The sequence below is a fragment of the Verrucosispora sp. TAA-831 genome, assembly GCF_050780145.1.
Lineage (GTDB): Bacteria > Actinomycetota > Actinomycetes > Mycobacteriales > Micromonosporaceae > Micromonospora.
Map to the genome: position 1 here is coordinate 1,058,011 of NZ_CP192240.1, position 18,435 is coordinate 1,076,445.

Here is an 18,435-nt window from a genome sequence, read left to right on the forward strand (position 1 = left end):
TGACGGGATGGAAACATTAACCCCATGAGAGCCCGGGTACTGGTGGTCGACGACGACCCTGCGCTCGCCGAGATGCTCGGCATCGTGCTGCGCAGTGAAGGCTTCATGCCGTCCTTCGTGGCGGACGGGGAACGGGCATTGGCCGCGTTCCGCGACAACCGACCCGATATCGTCTTGCTAGACCTCATGTTGCCTGGAATGAGCGGAATCGACGTGGCGCGGGCGATCCGGGCCGAATCGGGCGTGCCGATCGTCATGCTCACCGCCAAGAGCGACACCGTCGACGTGGTGCTCGGCCTGGAGTCCGGGGCGGACGACTACGTGGTGAAGCCGTTCAAGCCCAAGGAACTGGTCGCCCGGATGCGGGCCCGGCTGCGGCGGGGCGAGGACGCGGCACCGGAGATGCTCACCATCGGCCCGCCCGGCAACCAGATCTCCATCGACGTGCCGGCGCACACCGTCAGCCGCAACGGCGAGGAGGTGAAGCTGACGCCGCTGGAGTTCGACCTGCTGGTGGCGCTCGCCCGCAAGCCGCGGCAGGTCTTCACCCGCGAGGTGCTGCTGGAGCAGGTCTGGGGATACCGGCACGCGGCGGACACCCGGTTGGTCAACGTGCACGTCCAGCGGCTGCGTGCCAAGATCGAACCGGATCCGGAGCGCCCGGAAATCATCCTCACCGTGCGCGGCGTGGGCTACAAGGCGGGTACCGGATAGCCTGGTCGCACTGTGACCAACTCCCCGCTACCGGATCTTGACACGACGTCCCACCGGCGAGGTGCCGGGTGGGAGCTGTGGCGTGGGCTCAGTGGCCGGGCCGCGCGGCTGTTCGCCGGACTGCACCAGACCTGGCGGCGCTCGTTGCAGGTCCGGGTGGTGACCATCACCCTGGTCGTCTCCAGTCTGCTGGTGGGCGGGTTCGCCTTCCTGATCGCCGACAAGATCACCAGCATCCTGCTGGACAACGCCAAGACCGACGTCCAGCTCCGGCTGACTAACGGCGCCGAGTACGCGGCCAAGCAGTTCAGCCTCTACGGCCAGCCCCAGGAGGCCCAGCTCCAGGAGACCATCGACGGCACGGTCAACTACCTGGCCGGCGGGGACCCCCAGCAGAACAGCGGTGTCGTGGTGGCCCTCACCGCGGACAGCTACCCCGGGGTGATCGAGCCCCGCACCTCGCCGTCGGTGAACGTCCGGCCGCTGATCAGCCCCGAGCTGCGAGCCGCGGTCACCGACGGCAACGTGGCCAACCAGATCGTCACCGGTCGCCTGACCAGCGACGACGACACGAAGTACCTGGTCTACGGCACGCCGGTGCCGACCCAGTTCGGCCAGGTGGAGCTCTACTACTTCGTGCCGCTGACGGTGCAGGACGTGACGTCCGGCCAGGCCCGGGCCACCGTGATCGGCACCGGCGTGGCGCTGGTGCTGCTGCTCGGCGTGCTGGCCGCGCTGGTGACCCGGCTCGTGGTGCTGCCGGTGCGGGTCGCCGCCCGGACCGCCCAGCGGCTCTCCGCCGGTCTGCTCGACCAGCGGATGGCGGTCAACGGCGAGGACGACCTGGCCCTGCTCGCCGCCTCGTTCAACCAGATGGCCACCAACCTGCAACGACAGATCCTGCGGCTGGAGGAGATGTCCCGGCTGCAACGTCGGTTCACCTCGGACGTCTCGCACGAGTTGCGTACCCCGCTGACCACGGTCCGGATGGCCGCCGACCTGATCTTCGCCGAGCGGGACGAGTTCGACCCGGCGGTGGCCCGCAGCGCCGAACTGCTCCAGGCCGAGCTGGACCGGTTCGAGGAGTTGCTGACCGACCTGCTGGAGATCAGCCGGTTCGACGCCGGCTTCGCGGTGCTCGACTCCGAGCCGACCGACCTGGTGCCGGTGGTGCACCGGGTGGTGGACCGGCTCTCCGGTCTGGCCGAGCGGGTCGGGGTGGCGATCGAGCTGGACGTGCCGTCCGCCCCGGTGATCGCCGAGATCGATCCGCGCCGGGTCGAGCGGGTGCTGCGCAACCTGGTCGGCAACGCCGTGGAGCACGGCGAGGGCCGACCGGTGCGGATCACGCTCGGGATGGACGAGACCGCGGTGGCGCTCACCGTCCGCGACCACGGCGTCGGGCTCAAGCCCGGCGAGGAGAAGTTGGTGTTCAACCGGTTCTGGCGGGCCGACCCGTCGCGGGCGCGGCAGACCGGCGGCACCGGGCTGGGGCTGTCGATCAGCCTGGAGGACGCCCGGCTGCACGGCGGCTGGCTGGAGGCGTGGGGCGCGCCCGGACAGGGTGCCCAGTTCCGGCTCACCCTGCCGGCGCGGGCCGGGGACCGGCTGACCACCTCGCCGTTGCGTCTGGTGCCGGCCGATGCGACGCTGCCGTTCGGCGGTGCCCCGGCCGGGAGCCTGTTGGCCATCGGCCCCGCACCGGCCGGCGGGCTCACCGTCGTTCGGACGGGCAGCGGGACCAGCGGGACCACGCCGCCGGTGCCCGAGCAGCGCGCGGAGGTGGGCTCGTGAGGCGCCGGGTGGCCGGCGCCGTGTTCGGCACCGCCCTGGCGCTGACTCTCACCGCAGGATGCGGCATCCCGGATCAGTCCGAGGTGCAGGTCGAGCAGCGTGGGCCGGCCGCCGAGGCGAGCTGGTCGCTGGGACGGGGCAGCGAGCCGCCGACCCGCACGGCCAGCGGAAGCGACGCCGAGGCGTTCGTCCGCAACTTCCTGGCCGCCGCCGCGGGCGAGCCGGACCGGGCGTACGAGCGGGTCAAGCAGTTCATCGCGGCGGCCGACAAACCCAGCCTGCAGGAGCGGCAGGGCAGCGAGGTGGCGCTGTCGGTGGTACGTCTGACCGACGACCCGGTGATCGAGCCGGACGTGGACAGCATGAAGGTCACCATCACCGTGCAGCAGGTCGGCCTGCTGCGGGCCAACGGCATGCTGGTGCCCCCGCTCGCCACCGAGTCGACCTACGAGTTCCGGCTGATCAGTGCCGGCCCGGCGGGCCAGGACGACGCCGGCTTCTATGTCAGCGACCCGCCCAACGTGCTGCTGCTCAGCGACGAGGCACTGCGCCGCTACTACCAGGCCCAGTCGATCTACTTCTGGAACTCCGACCGCACCCGGCTGGTGCCCGACCAGCGCTACCTCTCCTCTGCCGTGCCGCCCGAACGCCGGGTCAGCGAGGTGGTCCGCTGGTTGACCGCAGGCCCCTCGGAATGGCTGCGGGCCGGCGCCTCCGGCCTGCCCGACCGCACCGAGATGATCAACAATGCCACCGGCGCGGACGGCCGGTGGGAGGTCAACCTGGACATGCCCGGTGCCGACGACGGGCGTCTGGAGCAGCTCGCCACCCAGCTCGCCTGGTCTCTGCCGGAGCTGGAGGGCACCGTCGAGATCAAGATTCTGAACCAGTCCCGCAAGGTGGTCGACCTGGGCGGGCAGCGGTCGTCCAACCCGCTGTACACACTCGACGGCACCGCCCGGTACTGCGTCTACGACGGAGCGATCCACGGGCTGGCCGTGACCAGCGAGCCGAATCGGCCGGTCCCGGTCGCCGCCGAGGCCAACCGCGGAATCGTCTCCGCCGGGCTGCGCCGGGCCGGCCCCGACGTGCTGGCCGCGCTGGTGGTGACCGGCGAGGACGGGAAGCAGCGGCTGAGCGTGGGGCGGGGCCGGGACGTGGTGGAGAACCTCGTGACCGAACCGGCCCGTGGCCACACCGCGATCAGCCGGCCGGTCTGGCTGCGCAGCGACCACGGTCGCCCGTACGGGCTGGTGGTCGCCGACAGCCGGCTGTACCGCTTCGACGACCAGGCGGCACTGCGGCCGGTGCAGTTGGGCCTGCCGGGCCGGGTCAGCGCCGTCGCTGCGGCACTGGACGGGCACCGGGTCGCCCTGATCGTCGACGGTGCGCTGTACGTGGCGGCGATCAGTTGGGAGGGCGGCGTGCCCACGGTCGGCCCGGCGCGGCGACTGGTCACCTCGTTGACCCGGACGACGGCCGTCGACTGGGGCGCGGAGAACCGGCTGCTGGTGGCCGGCTCGGCGGGTCGACCGGCGATCTACGACGTCAGCGTGGACGGTGCCCTGGAGACCCCGCTGCGGGAGGACGCCGGAGCCGAGGTGAGCCACCTGGCCGCGTACCCGACGATGCCGCTGTCCCCGTACGCGGGCTCGTTCATGTACGAGGCGAACGGTGTCGCGTACCGCAGCAACCCGTTCGAGCGGATCGTCCGGGACCAGGTCCAGGACGTCACCCCGCCGCCGGCCGGAGTGCGCCCGGGCAACCCCACCGCGCCCTTCTTCCTCTACTAGGCGTCGCCGTGCTGGGCGGGCTCTGGGCGGACCTGACCGACCTGGTGCTGCCCGCCGACTGTGCCGGTTGCCGGGAACGCCGGTCGGGGCTGCGGCACGGGGTGTGTCCGGAGTGCGTCGCCACGCTCGGGGCACTGCGTCCCGGGCCGGTGCGGCCGGTGCCCGCGCCACCCGGGCTGCCGCCCTGTCACGCCCTGGGCCCGTACGGCGGGCCGTTGCGGGAGACCCTGCTGGCGTACAAGGACCATGGCCGGCACGGGCTGGCCCGACCGCTCGGTGCCCTGCTCGCCGAGGTCGTCGCGGCGGCGGTCGGCCCGGTGCGCCCGGTGCTGCTGGTGCCGGTGCCGGACACCCCGGCGGCGGCCCGGGCCCGGTACGGCGACCACCTCGCCCGGTTGACCCGCCACTGTGCCCACCGGCTCCGCGCGGCGGGCTGGCCGGTGCGGGTCCACCGGCCGCTACGCGCCACGCCACGGCCGGACTCGGTGACGCTGGACAGCGTCGGCCGGGCGGCTGCCGCCGTGGAGGCATTCCGGGTGCGACCCGGCCTCGGATCGGTGCCGGACGGGGCGCGTGTGGTGCTGCTGGACGACATCGTCACCACCGGGGCCACCCTGGCGGCGGTCAGTCGCGTGCTGACCGTCCACGGCTGGTCGCCGTCGGTGGCGACGGTGCTCGCGGCGACCGAGCGAAGGCGCCAACCGTAACCGATTGTGTTTCCGTTTCACCCCTTCGTGTATGAGCTGTGGAAATCACCCGGTGGTCTTGGCGACGGGGGGTGACTGCCGGGCGAACAGGAGTTAGCGTTTGGCTGTCGAGGGTAGGAAGGCAACTCCACCCACCCCCGGCGGTGAGAGGAGGCGTAGCCGTATTGACCGGTCGACGCCGAACGGGGCCGTCCCCACCACGCGCGACCGGGTTGCTCGGATCGAAGACCATCCGATCGAGGGAGGTCACGTGGACATCGTGGTCAAGGGCCGTAACGTCGAAGTGCCGGATCACTACCGGGTACACGTCGCAGACAAGCTCGCGAAGATCGAACGCTACGACCACAAACTTATTCGTGTCGATGTGGAGCTGTTCCACGAGCGCAATCCGCGCCAGGCCGATCACTGCCAGCGGGTGGAGATCACCTGCTACTCCCGGGGCCCGGTGATCCGGGCGGAAGCCTGCACCGACGACTTCTACAGCGCGCTCGACGCGGCCATCGCCAAGCTCGACGCCCGGCTGCGCCGCGCCGCCGACCGACGCCGCGTACACCGTGGCCGGCACACGCCGATCTCGGTCGCCGCCGCCACCGCCGGCCTGCCGGTGACCGACCTGCCCGCGCTCGCCGCGCCCGCGGAGTCCGGCACCGCCACCGCCGTGGCCGAGCGGCCCGAGGACGAGCACGAGCAGGACCAGCCCTGGCACATCGCCCGGGAGAAGGTCCACCCGGCCGAGCCGATGACCGTCGACGACGCCCTCTTCCAGATGGAACTGGTCGGCCACGACTTCTACCTGTTCCACGACAAGGAGTCCGGACGGCCGAGCGTGGTCTACCGACGGCACGCCTACGACTACGGCATCATCTCGCTGGACATCTGAGCGGCCCGCCGCCGCCTCCGGGTCGGGGAGCGCCCGAGCCGGAGGCGGCGCGACCGGTCACCGGCCCAGCGTCTCAGTCCACCGGGTCGGTGCGGAGCAGCCCGTACACCGTGGAGTCGGCCCGGGTGTCCTCCGCGCCGGGCAGCCGCCCGCGCAGCAGGCCCTCCCGGCGGAAGCCGGCCTTCTCCAGGACCCGCTGCGAGGCGAGGTTCTCCGGCAGGGTGCCCGCCCAGAGCCGCGCCAGCCCGACGTGGTCGAACCCCCACCTGGTCAGCAGCCGGACGGCGCGGGTGGCGTACCCGCGCCCGTACCAGGGCGGCAGCAGGCTGTAGCCGATCATGGCCTGGCTCGCGGGTGGCTCGTGGACCAGCGAGCACCCGCCGACGAACGCATCGCTGGCCGCGTCCCGGAGGACCAGGGCGGCGGTCCGGCCGACCAGCCACTGGCTCTGCGCGGCGGCGCACCTGCGGTCCACCGCGTCGCGCGCGTACGGCTCGGGTGGCACCATGCTGGCCACCACCTCCGGCGTGCTGTGCAGGCGGTACATGTCGTCCGCGTCGTCGGGGCCGAGCGGGCGCAGCACGACCACCCCGTCGGTGAGCCGACCGTCGGGCAGGTCCGGCAGCGGACGCGGGGACGGTCCGGGCGGATCGTCGGCGAGGCGTACCCAGACCGTCAGGTCCCGCCGGCCGCCACCGCGCACCGGCCCGCCGCTGCGGCGTACCCCCTCCGGTCGGAAGCCGGCGGCCAGCGCGACCCGCTGGCTGGCCGTGTTCTCGACGTGGGTGAGCAGTTCCAGCCGGGCGGTGCCGGTGGCGAAGGCCCGCTGCGCCAGGGCTCGGGTGGCGGCGGTGGCGACGCCCCGGCCGCGCGCCCACGGCGCCACCCAGTAACCGATCTCGGCCTGGGCGCGCTGCGGTACCGGATGGCTCAGCCCGACCGTGCCGAGCAACCGGTCGTCGTCGAGGTCGGCGACGGCGTAGGCGGCGCCGCCGGTGGCGAAGGCCGCCGGAGCCCCCTCGGTCACCCACCAGCGACCATCGGCCTCGGTGTACGGGCTGGGCAGCCCGTCCAGGTAGCGCCGGACCAGCGGGTCGGCGCAGCCGGCGACGACGTCGGGGACGTCGTCGGGGCGGAACGGGCGCAGCCGGACGTCCGCCGTCTCGATGGTCTCCGGGGTCATGCCAGATCCTCCGCGAGGAGGCCGCCGACCCAGGCGTCGACCCGGGTGCCGCGGTGGGTGAGTGCCCGCCGGGCGGTGCCCTCGACGGTGAAGCCGACCTTCTCGGCGACCCGCCGGGAGGCGACGTTGCCGACGCCGGCCCGCCACTCGACGCGGGCCAGGCCGAGCACGGCGAAGCCCCAGGTGCAGAGCGCGGCCAGCGCCGCGGTCTGGTGCCCCCGGCCACGGGCGTACGGCGCGGTCATGAAGCCGACGTCGGCCAGCAGCGGGTCGGTGGCGGACAGCCGCAGGTCGATCGTGCCGACGTAGCGGTCCTGCCGGTCGGCGAGCGCGTAACAGGCGGCGGTGCCCCCGGCCCACGCCTGGCGGCAGTACTCCAGGAACGACTCGGCGTCCCGTCGCCGGTAGTCCGTCGGGAGGCTGGTCCAGCGCCGTGTCTCCGGATCACGGCAGGTGGCCTCGATCGCGTCGAGGTCGTCCTCCTCCATGGCCCGCAGCCGCAACTCCTGGTCGTCGGAGGTGGCGAACAGGACGGGCTGCGGCCGACCGAAGACCGCCGCCCGCCGGGCCGGCAGGGTGCCCGGCCCGGCCGGACCCGTCTCGCCCGGTGCCGGCACCTCCTCGGGCGACAGCGACCCGATCCAGCCCTCCGGTCGACCCTCCGGTGCCGGATCGGCCAGCCGGAGTCGGCCCTCGACCCGGAAACCCGCCCGCAGCGCGACCAGCCGGGAGGCGTGGTTGCCCAGTTCCGCCTGCCAGATCAGGCGGCGTAGCGGCACCGCGTCGAACGCCCAGCGGGCGACCGCCCGGGTGGCGCGTACCGCCACACCGCGTCGCCGGGCCCACGGGGCGGTCCAGTAACCGACCTCGCCGGTGCCCTGGTGGATCGAGACGAGGCCGCAGGAGCCGAGCAGGGTGCCGGTGGTGGCGTCGCAGACCGCGAAGGGCGCCCCGGTGCCGGCCGCCCAGGCCGCCGGGGCGAGTTCGGCGACGAACCGTCGGGCGTCCACCGCCCGGTACGGGCGGGGTACGGTGGTCCAGCGCTGGATGTCCGGATCCTGGCAGGCGCGGTACACGTCGGCGGCGTCCTCGGGTTGCCACGGACGCAGCAGTACGCCGTCCTCGGCGATCTCCACGGGCTCCATCCGAGACATCGTGCCGGATCGTTCGCCCACGGCGTAACCGGAAGACCGAGCGGTGGGCGGCCCGTCGGAGCGTTATGTCGGTTTCGCGGCGGCCGACCACCGCCACCAGTGACCATCGGCCCGACGGAACGCCTACGATGGTTCGAGACTGTCTAGGGGAGCGTTGATCCGTGTCGATTCTGGAAAAGGTCCTCCGCGCGGGCGAGGGGCGCATGGTGCGCCGGCTCAAGGCGATCGCCGCCGCCGTCAACTCGATCGAGGACGACTACGTCAACCTCACCGACGAAGAGCTGAGCGGCATGACCGAGCAGTTCAGGGAACGGCTCGCCGAGGGCGAGACCCTGGACGACCTGTTGCCCGAGGCCTTCGCGGTCTGTCGGGAGGCGGCGGCGCGCGTGCTCGGCCAACGGCCGTACGACGTGCAGGTGATGGGCGGCGCGGCGCTGCACTTCGGCAACATCGCCGAGATGAAGACCGGTGAGGGCAAGACCCTGACCTCGGTGATGCCGGTCTATCTCAACGCGTTGTCCGGCGAGGGCGTGCACGTGGTCACGGTGAACGACTACCTGGCCCAGCGTGACGCCGCCTGGATGGGCCGGGTGCACGAGTTCCTCGGCCTGAGCGTCGGTGTGGTGCTGCCGAACCGTCCGGCCGCCGAGCACCGCGCGGCCTACGAGTGCGACATCACCTACGGCACGAACAACGAGTTCGGCTTCGACTACCTGCGCGACAACATGGCGTGGTCGAAGGACGAGCTGGTCCAGCGCGGCCACAACTTCGCCGTGGTCGACGAGGTCGACTCGATCCTGATCGACGAGGCCCGGACCCCGCTGATCATCTCCGGCCCGGCCGAGCACTCCGCCCGCTGGTACGGCGAGTTCGCCGCCGTGGTGGCCCGCCTCCAGGCGGGCAAGGACGGCGAGGGCGACTACGAGGTCGACTTCTCCAAGCGCACCATCGCCGTCACTGAGCGCGGGGTGGCCAAGGTCGAGGACCGGCTCGGCATCGACAACCTCTACGAGTCGGTGAACACCCCGCTGGTCGGCTACCTGAACAACGCCATCAAGGCCAAGGAGCTCTACAAGCGCGACAAGGACTACATCGTCAGCGACGGCGAGGTCCTGATCGTCGACGAGTTCACCGGCCGCATCCTGCACGGTCGGCGTTACAACGAGGGCATGCACCAGGCGATCGAGGCCAAGGAGGGGGTGGAGATCAAGCAGGAGAACCAGACCCTGGCCACCATCACCCTCCAGAACTACTTCCGCCTCTACGACAAGCTCTCCGGCATGACCGGTACGGCCCAGACCGAGGCGGGCGAGTTCAACAAGGTCTACAAGGTCGGCGTGGTGACCATCCCGACCCACCGGCCGATGGTCCGCGAGGACCGCGCCGACGTCATCTACAAGACCGAGAAGGCCAAGTTCAACGCGGTCATCGAGGACATCGCCGAGCGGCACCAGGCCGGTCAGCCGGTGCTGGTCGGCACGGTCTCGGTGGAGAACTCCGAGATCCTGTCGCAGCTCCTGCGCCGCCGGGGCATCCCGCACTCGGTGCTGAACGCGAAGTTCCACGCCCGCGAGGCGGAGATCGTCGCCCAGGCCGGTCGCAAGGGCGCGGTCACGGTCGCCACCAACATGGCCGGTCGAGGCACCGACATCCTGCTCGGCGGCAACCCCGAGTTCCTCGCCGCGAGCGAGCTGCGCCAGCGCGGCCTCGACCCGCAGGAGAACGCCGAGGAGTACGACAAGGCGCTCGAAGAGGTCATGCCGAAGTGGAAGCAGGCCTGCGACGCCGAGGCCGAGGAGGTCGCCGGTGCCGGCGGACTCTATGTGCTGGGCACCGAGCGGCACGAGTCCCGCCGGATCGACAACCAGCTTCGCGGTCGTTCCGGCCGACAGGGCGACCCGGGTGAGTCGCGGTTCTACCTGTCCCTCCAGGACGACCTGATGAAGCGGTTCCGCTCCGGCGCGGTCGAGGCGGTGATGGAGCGCTTCAACATCCCGGAGGACGTGCCCATCGAGTCGAAGATGGTCACCCGGCAGATCAAGGGCGCGCAGGCCCAGATCGAGGGCCAGAACGCCGAGATCCGGAAGAACGTCCTCAAGTACGACGAGGTCATGAACAAGCAGCGCCAGGTGATCTACGCCGAGCGGCTGCGCGTACTCAACGGTGAGGACCTCTCCGACCAGGTCCGCAACATGATCAACGATGTGGTCGAGGCGTACGTGCGGGGGGCCACCTCCGAGGGGTACGCCGAGGACTGGGACCTCGAACAGCTCTGGACCAACCTCAAGCAGCTCTACCCGGTCGGCCTCACCATCGAGGACATCGAGGAGGAGGTCGGCGGCTCGCGCGCCAGCATCGACGCCGACTTCCTGGTCGCGCAGTTCCGGGACGACGCGAACGCCGCGTACGACCGGCGCGAGGAGGAGCTCGGCGCCGAGGGCGCCCGGCAGCTCGAGCGGATGGTGCTGCTCCAGGTCATCGACCGCAAGTGGCGTGAACACCTCTACGAGATGGACTACCTCCAGGAGGGCATCTCGCTGCGCGCCTACGCCCAGCGTGACCCGGTGGTGGAATACCAGCGCGAGGGCTTCGCGATGTTCACCACCATGATGGAGGGCATCAAGGAGGAGACGGTCGGCTTCCTCTACAACCTGGACGTCCAGGTCAACGAGCCGGAGCCGGAGGCCGAGGAGGTCCAGCTACTGGACAAGCCGGTGGAGGTCCGGGCCAAGGGTCTGGGTCGGGCACCGCAGCAGCAGGGCCTGCAATACTCCGCGCCGACCATCGACGGGGAGGCCGGGGCCGGTGCGGTCGCCGTCCAGCGCGACGACCAGCGTGCCCCCGCCCTCGGTATCGGTGGCCCGGAGCCGGCGGCTCCGGCGACACCCGGTCGGACGGCTCCCTCGGCACCGCAGCGTTCAGCCGCCAACCGGGGTGCCGGTGTGGCCGCCAGCACGGCCCGCCAGTCGGCGCCGACCGGGCAGGCGAGTGCCGGCAACGGGCCGTCCCGCAACGCGCCGTGCCCCTGTGGCTCGGGTCGCAAGTACAAGCGGTGCCACGGTGCCCCCGGGGGCGGCTCGGCGGACTGACGCCGCAGTCGGCGGGACCTGACGGTCCCACCGCGACGGGTTCTCGACGGAGCCGTGGTCCTGGTGGCCACGGCTCCGTCGTGTCCGGCCCGGAAGTGTTCGCTCCTGGCCGCGGCCGTCGTGGCCGTGCCCGGCTCGTCCGGCCCGAGGCATCCCGTCCGGAGCCGACATGGTCCGTTCGGCCTCGTCTCCGCCGGGACGGCCTCGTCCCGGCCCGGACGGCCTCGCTCGGTCGGGGCGCTCAGAGGACGCGGAGGTCGGTGCAGAGCCAGGTGCCGCGCCGGTGTTCCAGGCGCAGCGCCATCGCCCAGGTGCGGCCGGCGGCACCGGCGAACACTGCGGCGACCTCGATGGCGGCCGGACGCGGCTCGCAGACACGTAGCCGGCGCAGCCGGAGACCGGGTCGGGTCGACCGGCGGCGGGTCGGAGCGCCCCGGGCGGCGGCCCGCGCCAGCTCGGGCAGCAGGTGGGCGGTGCGGGTCGGGTCGAGGTGACGCCGCAACTGCACCGGTGGCCGGAAGCCGTTGAACACCTCCAGGCAGGTCGCCACGAAGCGGTGCGCCACCCGGGTGGCTGCCGGTGTGGCCGTGGCGAGTGCCCCGGGGGGTAGTCGTCGGGCTCGCTCGGACCCCGGCCCGGACGGTGCCGGGTGGGTCTGCGGGCCGGGTTCGCCGACCGGCCGACGGGTGGGTGGCCGGTCGGGCTCGCGTCGGACGGGCCACGGTGCGGCCCCGGCGAAGAGGTCGAGGGCGAGCTGGCCGTGTACTGCGACGGGCCAACCGGCGGCGTCCTCGTCCAGGAACGGCGGGTCGATCGCGGGGGCGGGTCGTAGCCGTACGGGAGGGCGGGGTGGCCCGGGTCGCCGTAGGTCGGTCATCGCACTGCGCCTCGCCTCGGATGTCAGCGGTTTTTGCTTGTGTTTACCTTTGTTTACCTTCGACAGCCTCCATCTTGAGACATGAATCAGGGTCGGTCAATGGCGTGGCGGAATCAGGTGACTACTCCGGGTCGCGGTCGGTGAGCGGGTTGCCCCGGATCCAGTCGGCGGTCTCCGCGTACTTGCGCTGGATGTACTCCTCCAGCCGCGCACGCTCCACCCGCCACTGGCCCCGGCCGCCGATCTTGATCGCGGGTAGCTCGCCGCTGCGTACCATGTGGTAGACCTGCGAGTCCGACACGTTCAGCTCGGTGGCCACGTCGGACAGGAGCAGGAACCTCGGCTCCACGGAGACTCCCCGGGTTGGCGTCGTTTGCCTCAGTTTGCCATTGTCTACCTGGTCCGGCCCAGCCGCTGCGCCGTCCGTCGGCCGGCGACCCGGACACACCCGACCGGCGCGGAACTTCCACCCGAGCGGTACGGGGTGTATGACGGTGGTCGTACGGCAGACCGGCGGGGCCGGTCCACGAGAGCGGGGGAGACCACCGGTGACCGACGAGCTAGTGCGGGTCTACGTACCGGCGACCGTGCCGATGCTGGCCAGGCTCTCCGAGGACGGCCTCGGGATGACGCAGGCGCACGCGGTGACGCCGATGCTGCGCGAGTGGTACGCCGAGGGCGACGAGGAGGAGTTGGAGTACGTCGCCTTCACCCGGGCCGCCCAGGACGCCCTGCAACTGATCCGGCACGACCCCGCCGCCCCGCGTCGCCGGGTGGTGGTCTCGGCGGACCTGCCCGCGCGGGCGGTCGGGCGCGGCGACGGCGAACTCGGGTCCAGCGTGGTCGAGTTGGGCGGCGTGGTGCCGGCCGCCGCGGTCGCCGCCATCCACGTGGACGGCGCGGACGCCGCCAAGGACGTCGCCGCCGCCGCGGAGGTGGTGGCGGAGGCGTTGGCCGGCGACCCGGACGCGCAGTTCACCGTCGACAGCGCCGAGGACCACGAACTGGAGTGGTACGACCCGAGCGAACTGGAGGTGCTGCTGCGCGCGACCGCCGACGAGAGCTGAGTCGACGCGGGTCTCAGCGACCAGCGGTGGTCGAGTCGTCGGCGGTGGTGGCCTCGGTGTCGCTCTCCGGCTCGTCGTCGTGCGAGGCGGGGCCGAGCGTGCGGCCGAACGCGACCAGCGCGGTCAGCGCGCCCACGAACAGGACCCAGATCCCGTTGTCCACCCGGGAGGTGCCCAGCGAGGTCTGTGCCACCGCGTCGGCCTCGCTCAGCGCGGCGGCCAGGTCGATCAACGAGCGCCCGCCGATGCGGATGATCACCTCGGCGAGCAGCAGCAGGAGTCCCGGACCGGCCCCGGCGACGAGGTACGCCGGCCAGCGCGGCCCGGTGGCGCCCGGGTCGACCCGGGCGGCCCGCCGCCGGGCCCAGGCGAGGTAGCCGAAGGCCAGGGCACCGGCGATCAGCCCGGCGAGCAGCGATTCGGTACGCGAGACCCAGGCGGCGGCGTCGACCAGCGACTGCTGGCTGTCACCCGCGCCGAACAGGTTGAACAGCGGATCCCGGGCCGCGCTGAAGGCCACCACGAACAGCAGTGTGCCCAGCGTGGCGGTGGCCACCGCGCCGACGACGGCGCCGTTGCGCGCACCCGCCAGCGCGCCACCGATGACCGCTGCGGCGGCGGTGGTGCTCGCGATCGTGCGGGTGGTGGTGTTGCCGACGTAGGTCTGGTCGATCACGAGTGCGGCGGCGAGCCCGACCAGCAGACCGGCCCCGACCGCCGCCGCGAACCGCAGGGTCACCCGGTCCCGGTGGCGGGTCACCGGCTCGGCGGCGGCCAGCCCGACCGCGGCACCGGCCACCAGCGCGGCCGAGATCACCCCGGGCAGCGCGAAGGCCGACAGACTGACCGCGGTGACCCCGGCGGTGGCCGAGCTGATCGCCTCCCGGGTGGACCAGAGCATGGCGGCCAGCCAGCCCAGCGCCAGCAGCGCCAGCACCGGGGCACCCGGGGCGCGTAGGGGCCGACCGGCGAGGGCGCCGGTAGCCGCCGGATCGCCGGTCTCGGCCCGATCGGGCTGCGCAGCGGTCGCACCGCCGGGCTGGTCGCTCATCGTCTCCCCTTCACCACCGGGCCCGACGACCTGGCCCGGGTACGTCACCGGCAACCCAGCGTACGCGTCCCGCCCGGATACCGGCCCGAACCCCGAGCAGCACCCCGGCAGCCTTCTTTCCTTCGGTCGAACATCCCATCGGGGTACGAATCCATGCCGAGAGGGCGAGTCCGCCTCGCGATCGACGGCGATCGGGCGGCCGGGCTGTGATCGACGTGCGGTGGGCGTGGGAGGATTGGCCGAGGTCCCGCCACCGTGGGACGGTTTCGTCACCGCGTCCCGCCACCGCGGGACGGTTTCGCCACTGCCGTCGAGATCGCCAGGAGCCCTGATGGACGCCGTGTTCTCCGTACCCGAGCCACACAACGAGCCGGTACGCGCCTACGAGCCGGGCAGCACCGACCGGGAACGGCTCCAGCGGCGGCTCACCGAACTGGCCGCCGAGCGTATCGACCTGCCGATGACCATCGCGGGCGCGCAGCGGATGGCCGGCGGCGACCCGATCGACGTGGTGCAGCCGCACCGCCACGCGCACGTCCTCGGGGTGACCGGGCACGCCACCCGGGAGGACGCCCGGGCCGCCGTCACGGCGGCCAAGGAGGCCGCCCCCGGCTGGCGGGCCCTGCCGTTCGAGGAGCGCGCGGCGGTCTTCCTCCGCGCCGCCGAACTGCTCTCCGGCCCGTGGCGCGACACGCTCAACGCGGCCACCATGCTCGGCCAGTCGAAGACCGCCGTGCAGGCCGAGATCGACGCCGCCTGCGAGTTCATCGACTTCCTGCGGTTCAACGTGCACTTCGCCCGCAAGCTGCTCGCCGAGCAGCCGATCTCCTCGCCCGGGGTGTGGAACAGGTTCGACCACCGGCCGCTGGAGGGATTCGTCTACGCGGTCACCCCGTTCAACTTCACCGCGATCGCCGGGAACCTGCCCTCGGCGCCGGCCCTGCTGGGCAACACCGTGGTCTGGAAGCCGGGCCCGACACAGCAGTTCGCGGCGCACTTCACCATGCGCCTCTTCGAGGCGGCCGGGCTGCCGCCCGGCGTGATCAACATGGTCACCGGGCGGGGCGAGGAGGTCTCCGAGGTCGTACTGGCCGACCCCGACCTGGCCGGCATCCACTTCACCGGCTCCACGAAGGTGTTCCAGCACCTGTGGCGCACGGTCGGGGAGAACATCGCCGGCTATCGCGGCTACCCGCGGCTGGTCGGCGAGACCGGCGGCAAGGACTTCGTGGTCGCGCACCCCAGCGCCGACGTCGACGCCCTGCACACCGCGCTGATCCGGGGCGCCTTCGAGTACCAGGGCCAGAAGTGCTCGGCCGCCTCCCGGGCGTACGTGCCGCGGTCGATCTGGGAGGCTGGCCTGCGCGACCGGCTGGCCGCCACCGCCGACGGACTGGCCTACGGCGACGTCACCGACTTCCGCAACTTCGGCGGTGCGGTCATCGACGACAGGGCGTTCGCCCGGCACACCGCCGCGCTGGAGCTGATCTCCGGCGACGACAGTTGCCGGGTCATCGCGGGCGGTACCGCCGACGACTCGGTCGGCTGGTTCGTCCGCCCGACGATCTTCGAGTGCGCCGATCCCGCCCACGAGACCTTCACCACCGAGTACTTCGGCCCGATCCTCGGCGTGCACGTCTTCGACGACGCCCGCTTCGACGACGTGGTCACCCAGGCCGAGTCGATCGCCCCGTACGCCCTGACCGGGTCGATCTTCGCCACCGACCGCCGGGTGGTCGAGGCGGTGGCGGAGCGGATGCGGTACGCGGCCGGCAACTTCTATGTCAACGACAAGCCCACCGGCGCGGTGGTCGGGCAGCAGCCCTTCGGCGGGGCCCGGGCCAGCGGCACCAACGACAAGGCCGGCTCCTGGCACAACCTGGTCCGCTGGACGTCGCCCCGGACGATCAAGGAGACCTTCGTCCCGCCGACCGACCACACCTACCCCCACATGGGCTGAGATGAAAGGAAGGGTCCCCTGCTAACGCCTCGTGCATAGCAGGGGGCCCTTCCTTTCATCCGGGCGGTCGCCGGAGGGCGGAACGGTGCAGGTGGGGGCGGCTTGGGGGACCGTCGTGCGCCGACAGTGCACATAGGAAACCCCAATGGGTGGCGAAACGGTGAAATCCTGGACGCCGGCTCAGCAAAGTGGCAGCGTAAGCGGCATGGCGGAATCCGGAGTCAACCCCACGGCGGCGGCCCTACTCGGGCTGCTCCACGAGGGCCCCATGACAGGTGGCCAGTTGATGGCCGCCGCCGAGCGCCGACTGGCGCCGTACTGGTCGATGACCCGCAGCCAGGTCTACCGGGAGTTGCCGGTGCTGGCCGAGCGAGGCTTCGTCCGGCTGGGCAAACCCGGGCCGCGGATGAGTCAACCGTACGCGATCACGGCCGCCGGCAAGCGGACATTCTCCCGCTGGCTCGCGGAGGACCCCGGGCGGGACACCATCCGCAACCCGATCGCCCTCCGTATCGCCTTCGGGCAGTTGCACTCGTCGAGCCAGCTCAAGAACCTCCAGGCGGCGGCCAACGAATACCACACCGAGGCCCTGGCCCGGGTTCGTGAGCAGGTCAAGAACGCCAAGAAGGAAGGCGACAACTTCGACGCCAGCGCGTTGGAGTTCGCCGTGGCCTACCACAAGGCCGCCCTGAGCTGGCTCAAGAGCGCCCCCGTCGGCTGACCGCCCGCCGCCTGCCGACGAGGTGCGCAGGTCGGCTGCTCGGTCGAGCGGGGCGAATTTCGGCCCGGGGCTGCGGGGCTCGCACGCTCACTCCTCGCCCGAGCGGGGAGGTATTTGGCCCGGGACTGCGGGGCTCGCACGCTCACTCCTCGCCCGAGCGGGGAGGTATTTGGCCCGGGACTGCGGGGCTCGCACGCTCAACTCCTCGCCCGAGCAGTAGTCTTGTCTGTCGTGACCGCTGCCGACTACGCCGAACAGCTCAAGGACCTCGACGCCACCCTGCGCAACATCGAGGCGGTGCTCGACCTCGATCGCCTGCGCGCGGACAAGGCCCGCCTGGAGCAGGAGGCGTCCGCCCCGGACCTGTGGGACGACCAGGCCCGGGCGCAGCAGGTGACCTCCCAGCTCTCCTACGTCAACGGGGAGATCGACCGGCTCGGCAGCCTGCGCTCGCGACTCGACGACGCGCACGTGCTGCTGGAACTCGCCGAGGCCGAGTCCGACTCCGGTGTCCTCACCGAGGTCGAGACGGAGATCTCCGGGCTGGGCAAGGCCATCCAGGAGATGGAGGTCCGCACCCTGCTCTCCGGCGAGTACGACTCCCGGGAGGCGCTGGTGGCCATCCGCGCCGGTGCCGGTGGCGTGGACGCGGCGGACTTCGCCGAGATGCTGCTGCGGATGTACCTGCGCTGGGCGGAGCGGCACGGCTACCCGACGGAGGTCTACGAGACCTCGTACGCCGAGGAGGCGGGCCTGAAGTCGGCCACCTTCACCGTGAAGGTGCCGTACGCGTACGGCACGCTCAGCGTGGAGTCCGGCACCCACCGGTTGGTGCGGATCAGCCCCTTCGACAACCAGGGTCGGCGGCAGACCAGCTTCGCCGGGGTCGAGGTGCTGCCGGTGGTGGAGCAGACCGACCACATCGACATCCCCGAGAACGAGATGCGGATCGACGTCTACCGGTCGTCCGGACCGGGTGGACAGAGCGTCAACACCACCGACTCCGCGGTGCGGATCACGCACATCCCGACCGGCATCGTGGTGACCTGCCAGAACGAGAAGTCGCAGCTCCAGAACAAGGCGTCGGCGTTGCGGGTGCTCCAGGCCCGACTGCTGGAGCGCAAGCGCCAGGAGGAGCAGGCCAAGCTCCAGGGTCTGAAGACCGACGCGGCGGGCTCCTGGGGCGACCAGATGCGCTCGTACGTTCTGCACCCTTATCAGATGGTGAAGGATCTGCGTACCGAGCAGGAGACCGGCAACCCGAGCTCGGTCTTCGACGGTGAGCTGGACTCCTTCATCGAGGCGGGCATCCGTTGGCGTAAGCAGCAGCAACTGGCCGGCGACAGTGCGTGATCGATCGTGGGCGGATTGCAGCATCGATCTCCACCTGACGTGCTGATTAGATGACATGGCCCGCAACGGCGGGGCGTGGGACTTGGCACGAC

15 protein-coding genes are annotated in these 18,435 nt (G+C 71.8%); 10 read left to right on the forward strand and 5 right to left on the reverse strand.

The features are described from left to right. Positions 1–24 precede the first annotated feature (24 nt). The 5 genes from mtrA (at position 25) to hpf (ending at position 5,888) form a co-directional block, all read left to right on the forward strand. Positions 25–714, forward strand: coding sequence for an MtrAB system response regulator MtrA (gene mtrA, locus ACQVFL_RS04930; protein ID WP_111245291.1), 690 nt, complete (start codon positions 25–27; stop codon positions 712–714). Between the two features lie 12 nt (positions 715–726). Beyond that, positions 727–2,508 carry an MtrAB system histidine kinase MtrB gene (gene mtrB / locus ACQVFL_RS04935; RefSeq protein ID WP_431728778.1) on the forward strand — a complete coding sequence of 594 codons (1,782 nt, stop codon included), beginning with the start codon at positions 727–729 and terminating at the stop codon, positions 2,506–2,508. Continuing rightward, positions 2,505–4,301, forward strand: a complete 1,797-nt coding sequence (locus tag ACQVFL_RS04940; RefSeq protein WP_431728779.1) for an LpqB family beta-propeller domain-containing protein — start codon at positions 2,505–2,507, stop codon at positions 4,299–4,301. Before mtrB ends, ACQVFL_RS04940 begins: the two co-directional genes overlap by 4 nt. A gap of 8 nt (positions 4,302–4,309) precedes the next feature. Next, positions 4,310–5,008, forward strand: coding sequence for a ComF family protein (locus tag ACQVFL_RS04945; protein ID WP_396695994.1), 699 nt, complete (start codon positions 4,310–4,312; stop codon positions 5,006–5,008). Between the two features lie 250 nt (positions 5,009–5,258). Beyond that, positions 5,259–5,888, forward strand: coding sequence for a ribosome hibernation-promoting factor, HPF/YfiA family (gene hpf, locus ACQVFL_RS04950; protein ID WP_396695996.1), 630 nt, complete (start codon positions 5,259–5,261; stop codon positions 5,886–5,888). 73 nt (positions 5,889–5,961) lie between these two features. On the opposite strand, the gene ACQVFL_RS04955 is transcribed toward hpf, so the two are convergent. Beyond that, entirely contained in the window at positions 5,962–7,071 is a 1,110-nt protein-coding gene (locus ACQVFL_RS04955) for a GNAT family N-acetyltransferase (protein WP_431728780.1), read from the reverse strand. Then, the gene (locus tag ACQVFL_RS04960; RefSeq protein WP_431728781.1) at positions 7,068–8,216 is read right to left on the reverse strand and encodes a GNAT family N-acetyltransferase; all 1,149 of its coding nucleotides are present in this window, start codon (positions 8,214–8,216) and stop codon (positions 7,068–7,070) included. Before ACQVFL_RS04960 ends, ACQVFL_RS04955 begins: the two co-directional genes overlap by 4 nt. A gap of 170 nt (positions 8,217–8,386) precedes the next feature. Between ACQVFL_RS04960 and secA the strand changes: the two genes are divergently transcribed. After that, the gene (secA, locus tag ACQVFL_RS04965; protein ID WP_396696002.1) at positions 8,387–11,314 is read left to right on the forward strand and encodes a preprotein translocase subunit SecA; all 2,928 of its coding nucleotides are present in this window, start codon (positions 8,387–8,389) and stop codon (positions 11,312–11,314) included. A gap of 241 nt (positions 11,315–11,555) precedes the next feature. Here secA and ACQVFL_RS04970 read toward each other — a convergent pair whose 3' ends face one another. Next, positions 11,556–12,191 carry an Rv3235 family protein gene (locus ACQVFL_RS04970; protein ID WP_396696004.1) on the reverse strand — a complete coding sequence of 212 codons (636 nt, stop codon included), beginning with the start codon at positions 12,189–12,191 and terminating at the stop codon, positions 11,556–11,558. Between the two features lie 121 nt (positions 12,192–12,312). Next, the gene (locus ACQVFL_RS04975; RefSeq protein ID WP_396696006.1) at positions 12,313–12,540 is read right to left on the reverse strand and encodes a helix-turn-helix domain-containing protein; all 228 of its coding nucleotides are present in this window, start codon (positions 12,538–12,540) and stop codon (positions 12,313–12,315) included. A gap of 199 nt (positions 12,541–12,739) precedes the next feature. On the opposite strand from ACQVFL_RS04975, the gene ACQVFL_RS04980 reads away from it, so the two are divergent. Then, positions 12,740–13,258, forward strand: a complete 519-nt coding sequence (locus ACQVFL_RS04980) for a DUF6912 family protein (protein WP_396696008.1) — start codon at positions 12,740–12,742, stop codon at positions 13,256–13,258. Between the two features lie 13 nt (positions 13,259–13,271). Here ACQVFL_RS04980 and ACQVFL_RS04985 read toward each other — a convergent pair whose 3' ends face one another. Then, the gene (locus ACQVFL_RS04985; RefSeq protein ID WP_396696010.1) at positions 13,272–14,309 is read right to left on the reverse strand and encodes a hypothetical protein; all 1,038 of its coding nucleotides are present in this window, start codon (positions 14,307–14,309) and stop codon (positions 13,272–13,274) included. A gap of 331 nt (positions 14,310–14,640) precedes the next feature. Between ACQVFL_RS04985 and pruA the strand changes: the two genes are divergently transcribed. The 3 genes from pruA (at position 14,641) to prfB (ending at position 18,343) form a co-directional block, all read left to right on the forward strand. Then, positions 14,641–16,269, forward strand: a complete 1,629-nt coding sequence (gene pruA, locus ACQVFL_RS04990) for an L-glutamate gamma-semialdehyde dehydrogenase (RefSeq protein WP_431728782.1) — start codon at positions 14,641–14,643, stop codon at positions 16,267–16,269. 205 nt (positions 16,270–16,474) lie between these two features. Further along, positions 16,475–16,990, forward strand: coding sequence for a PadR family transcriptional regulator (locus ACQVFL_RS04995; protein ID WP_396696014.1), 516 nt, complete (start codon positions 16,475–16,477; stop codon positions 16,988–16,990). A 231-nt stretch (positions 16,991–17,221) separates the two neighbouring features. Then, on the forward strand, positions 17,222–18,343 hold the full coding sequence (prfB, locus tag ACQVFL_RS05000; protein WP_396696016.1) for a peptide chain release factor 2: 1,122 nt from the start codon (positions 17,222–17,224) through the stop codon (positions 18,341–18,343). Positions 18,344–18,435 lie beyond the last annotated feature (92 nt).

Excerpts from the sequence above, each read along its gene's own strand:
- mtrA (WP_111245291.1), top strand. The coding sequence starts at position 25 with ATGAGAGCCCGGGTACTGGTGGTCGACGACGACCCTGCGCTCGCCGAG.
- ACQVFL_RS04955 (WP_431728780.1), bottom strand. The coding sequence starts at position 7,071 with ATGACCCCGGAGACCATCGAGACGGCGGACGTCCGGCTGCGCCCGTTC.
- ACQVFL_RS04960 (WP_431728781.1), bottom strand. The coding sequence starts at position 8,216 with ATGGAGCCCGTGGAGATCGCCGAGGACGGCGTACTGCTGCGTCCGTGG.
- ACQVFL_RS04970 (WP_396696004.1), bottom strand. The coding sequence starts at position 12,191 with ATGACCGACCTACGGCGACCCGGGCCACCCCGCCCTCCCGTACGGCTA.
- ACQVFL_RS04985 (WP_396696010.1), bottom strand. The coding sequence starts at position 14,309 with ATGAGCGACCAGCCCGGCGGTGCGACCGCTGCGCAGCCCGATCGGGCC.
- pruA (WP_431728782.1), top strand. The coding sequence starts at position 14,641 with ATGGACGCCGTGTTCTCCGTACCCGAGCCACACAACGAGCCGGTACGC.
- ACQVFL_RS04995 (WP_396696014.1), top strand. The coding sequence starts at position 16,475 with ATGGCGGAATCCGGAGTCAACCCCACGGCGGCGGCCCTACTCGGGCTG.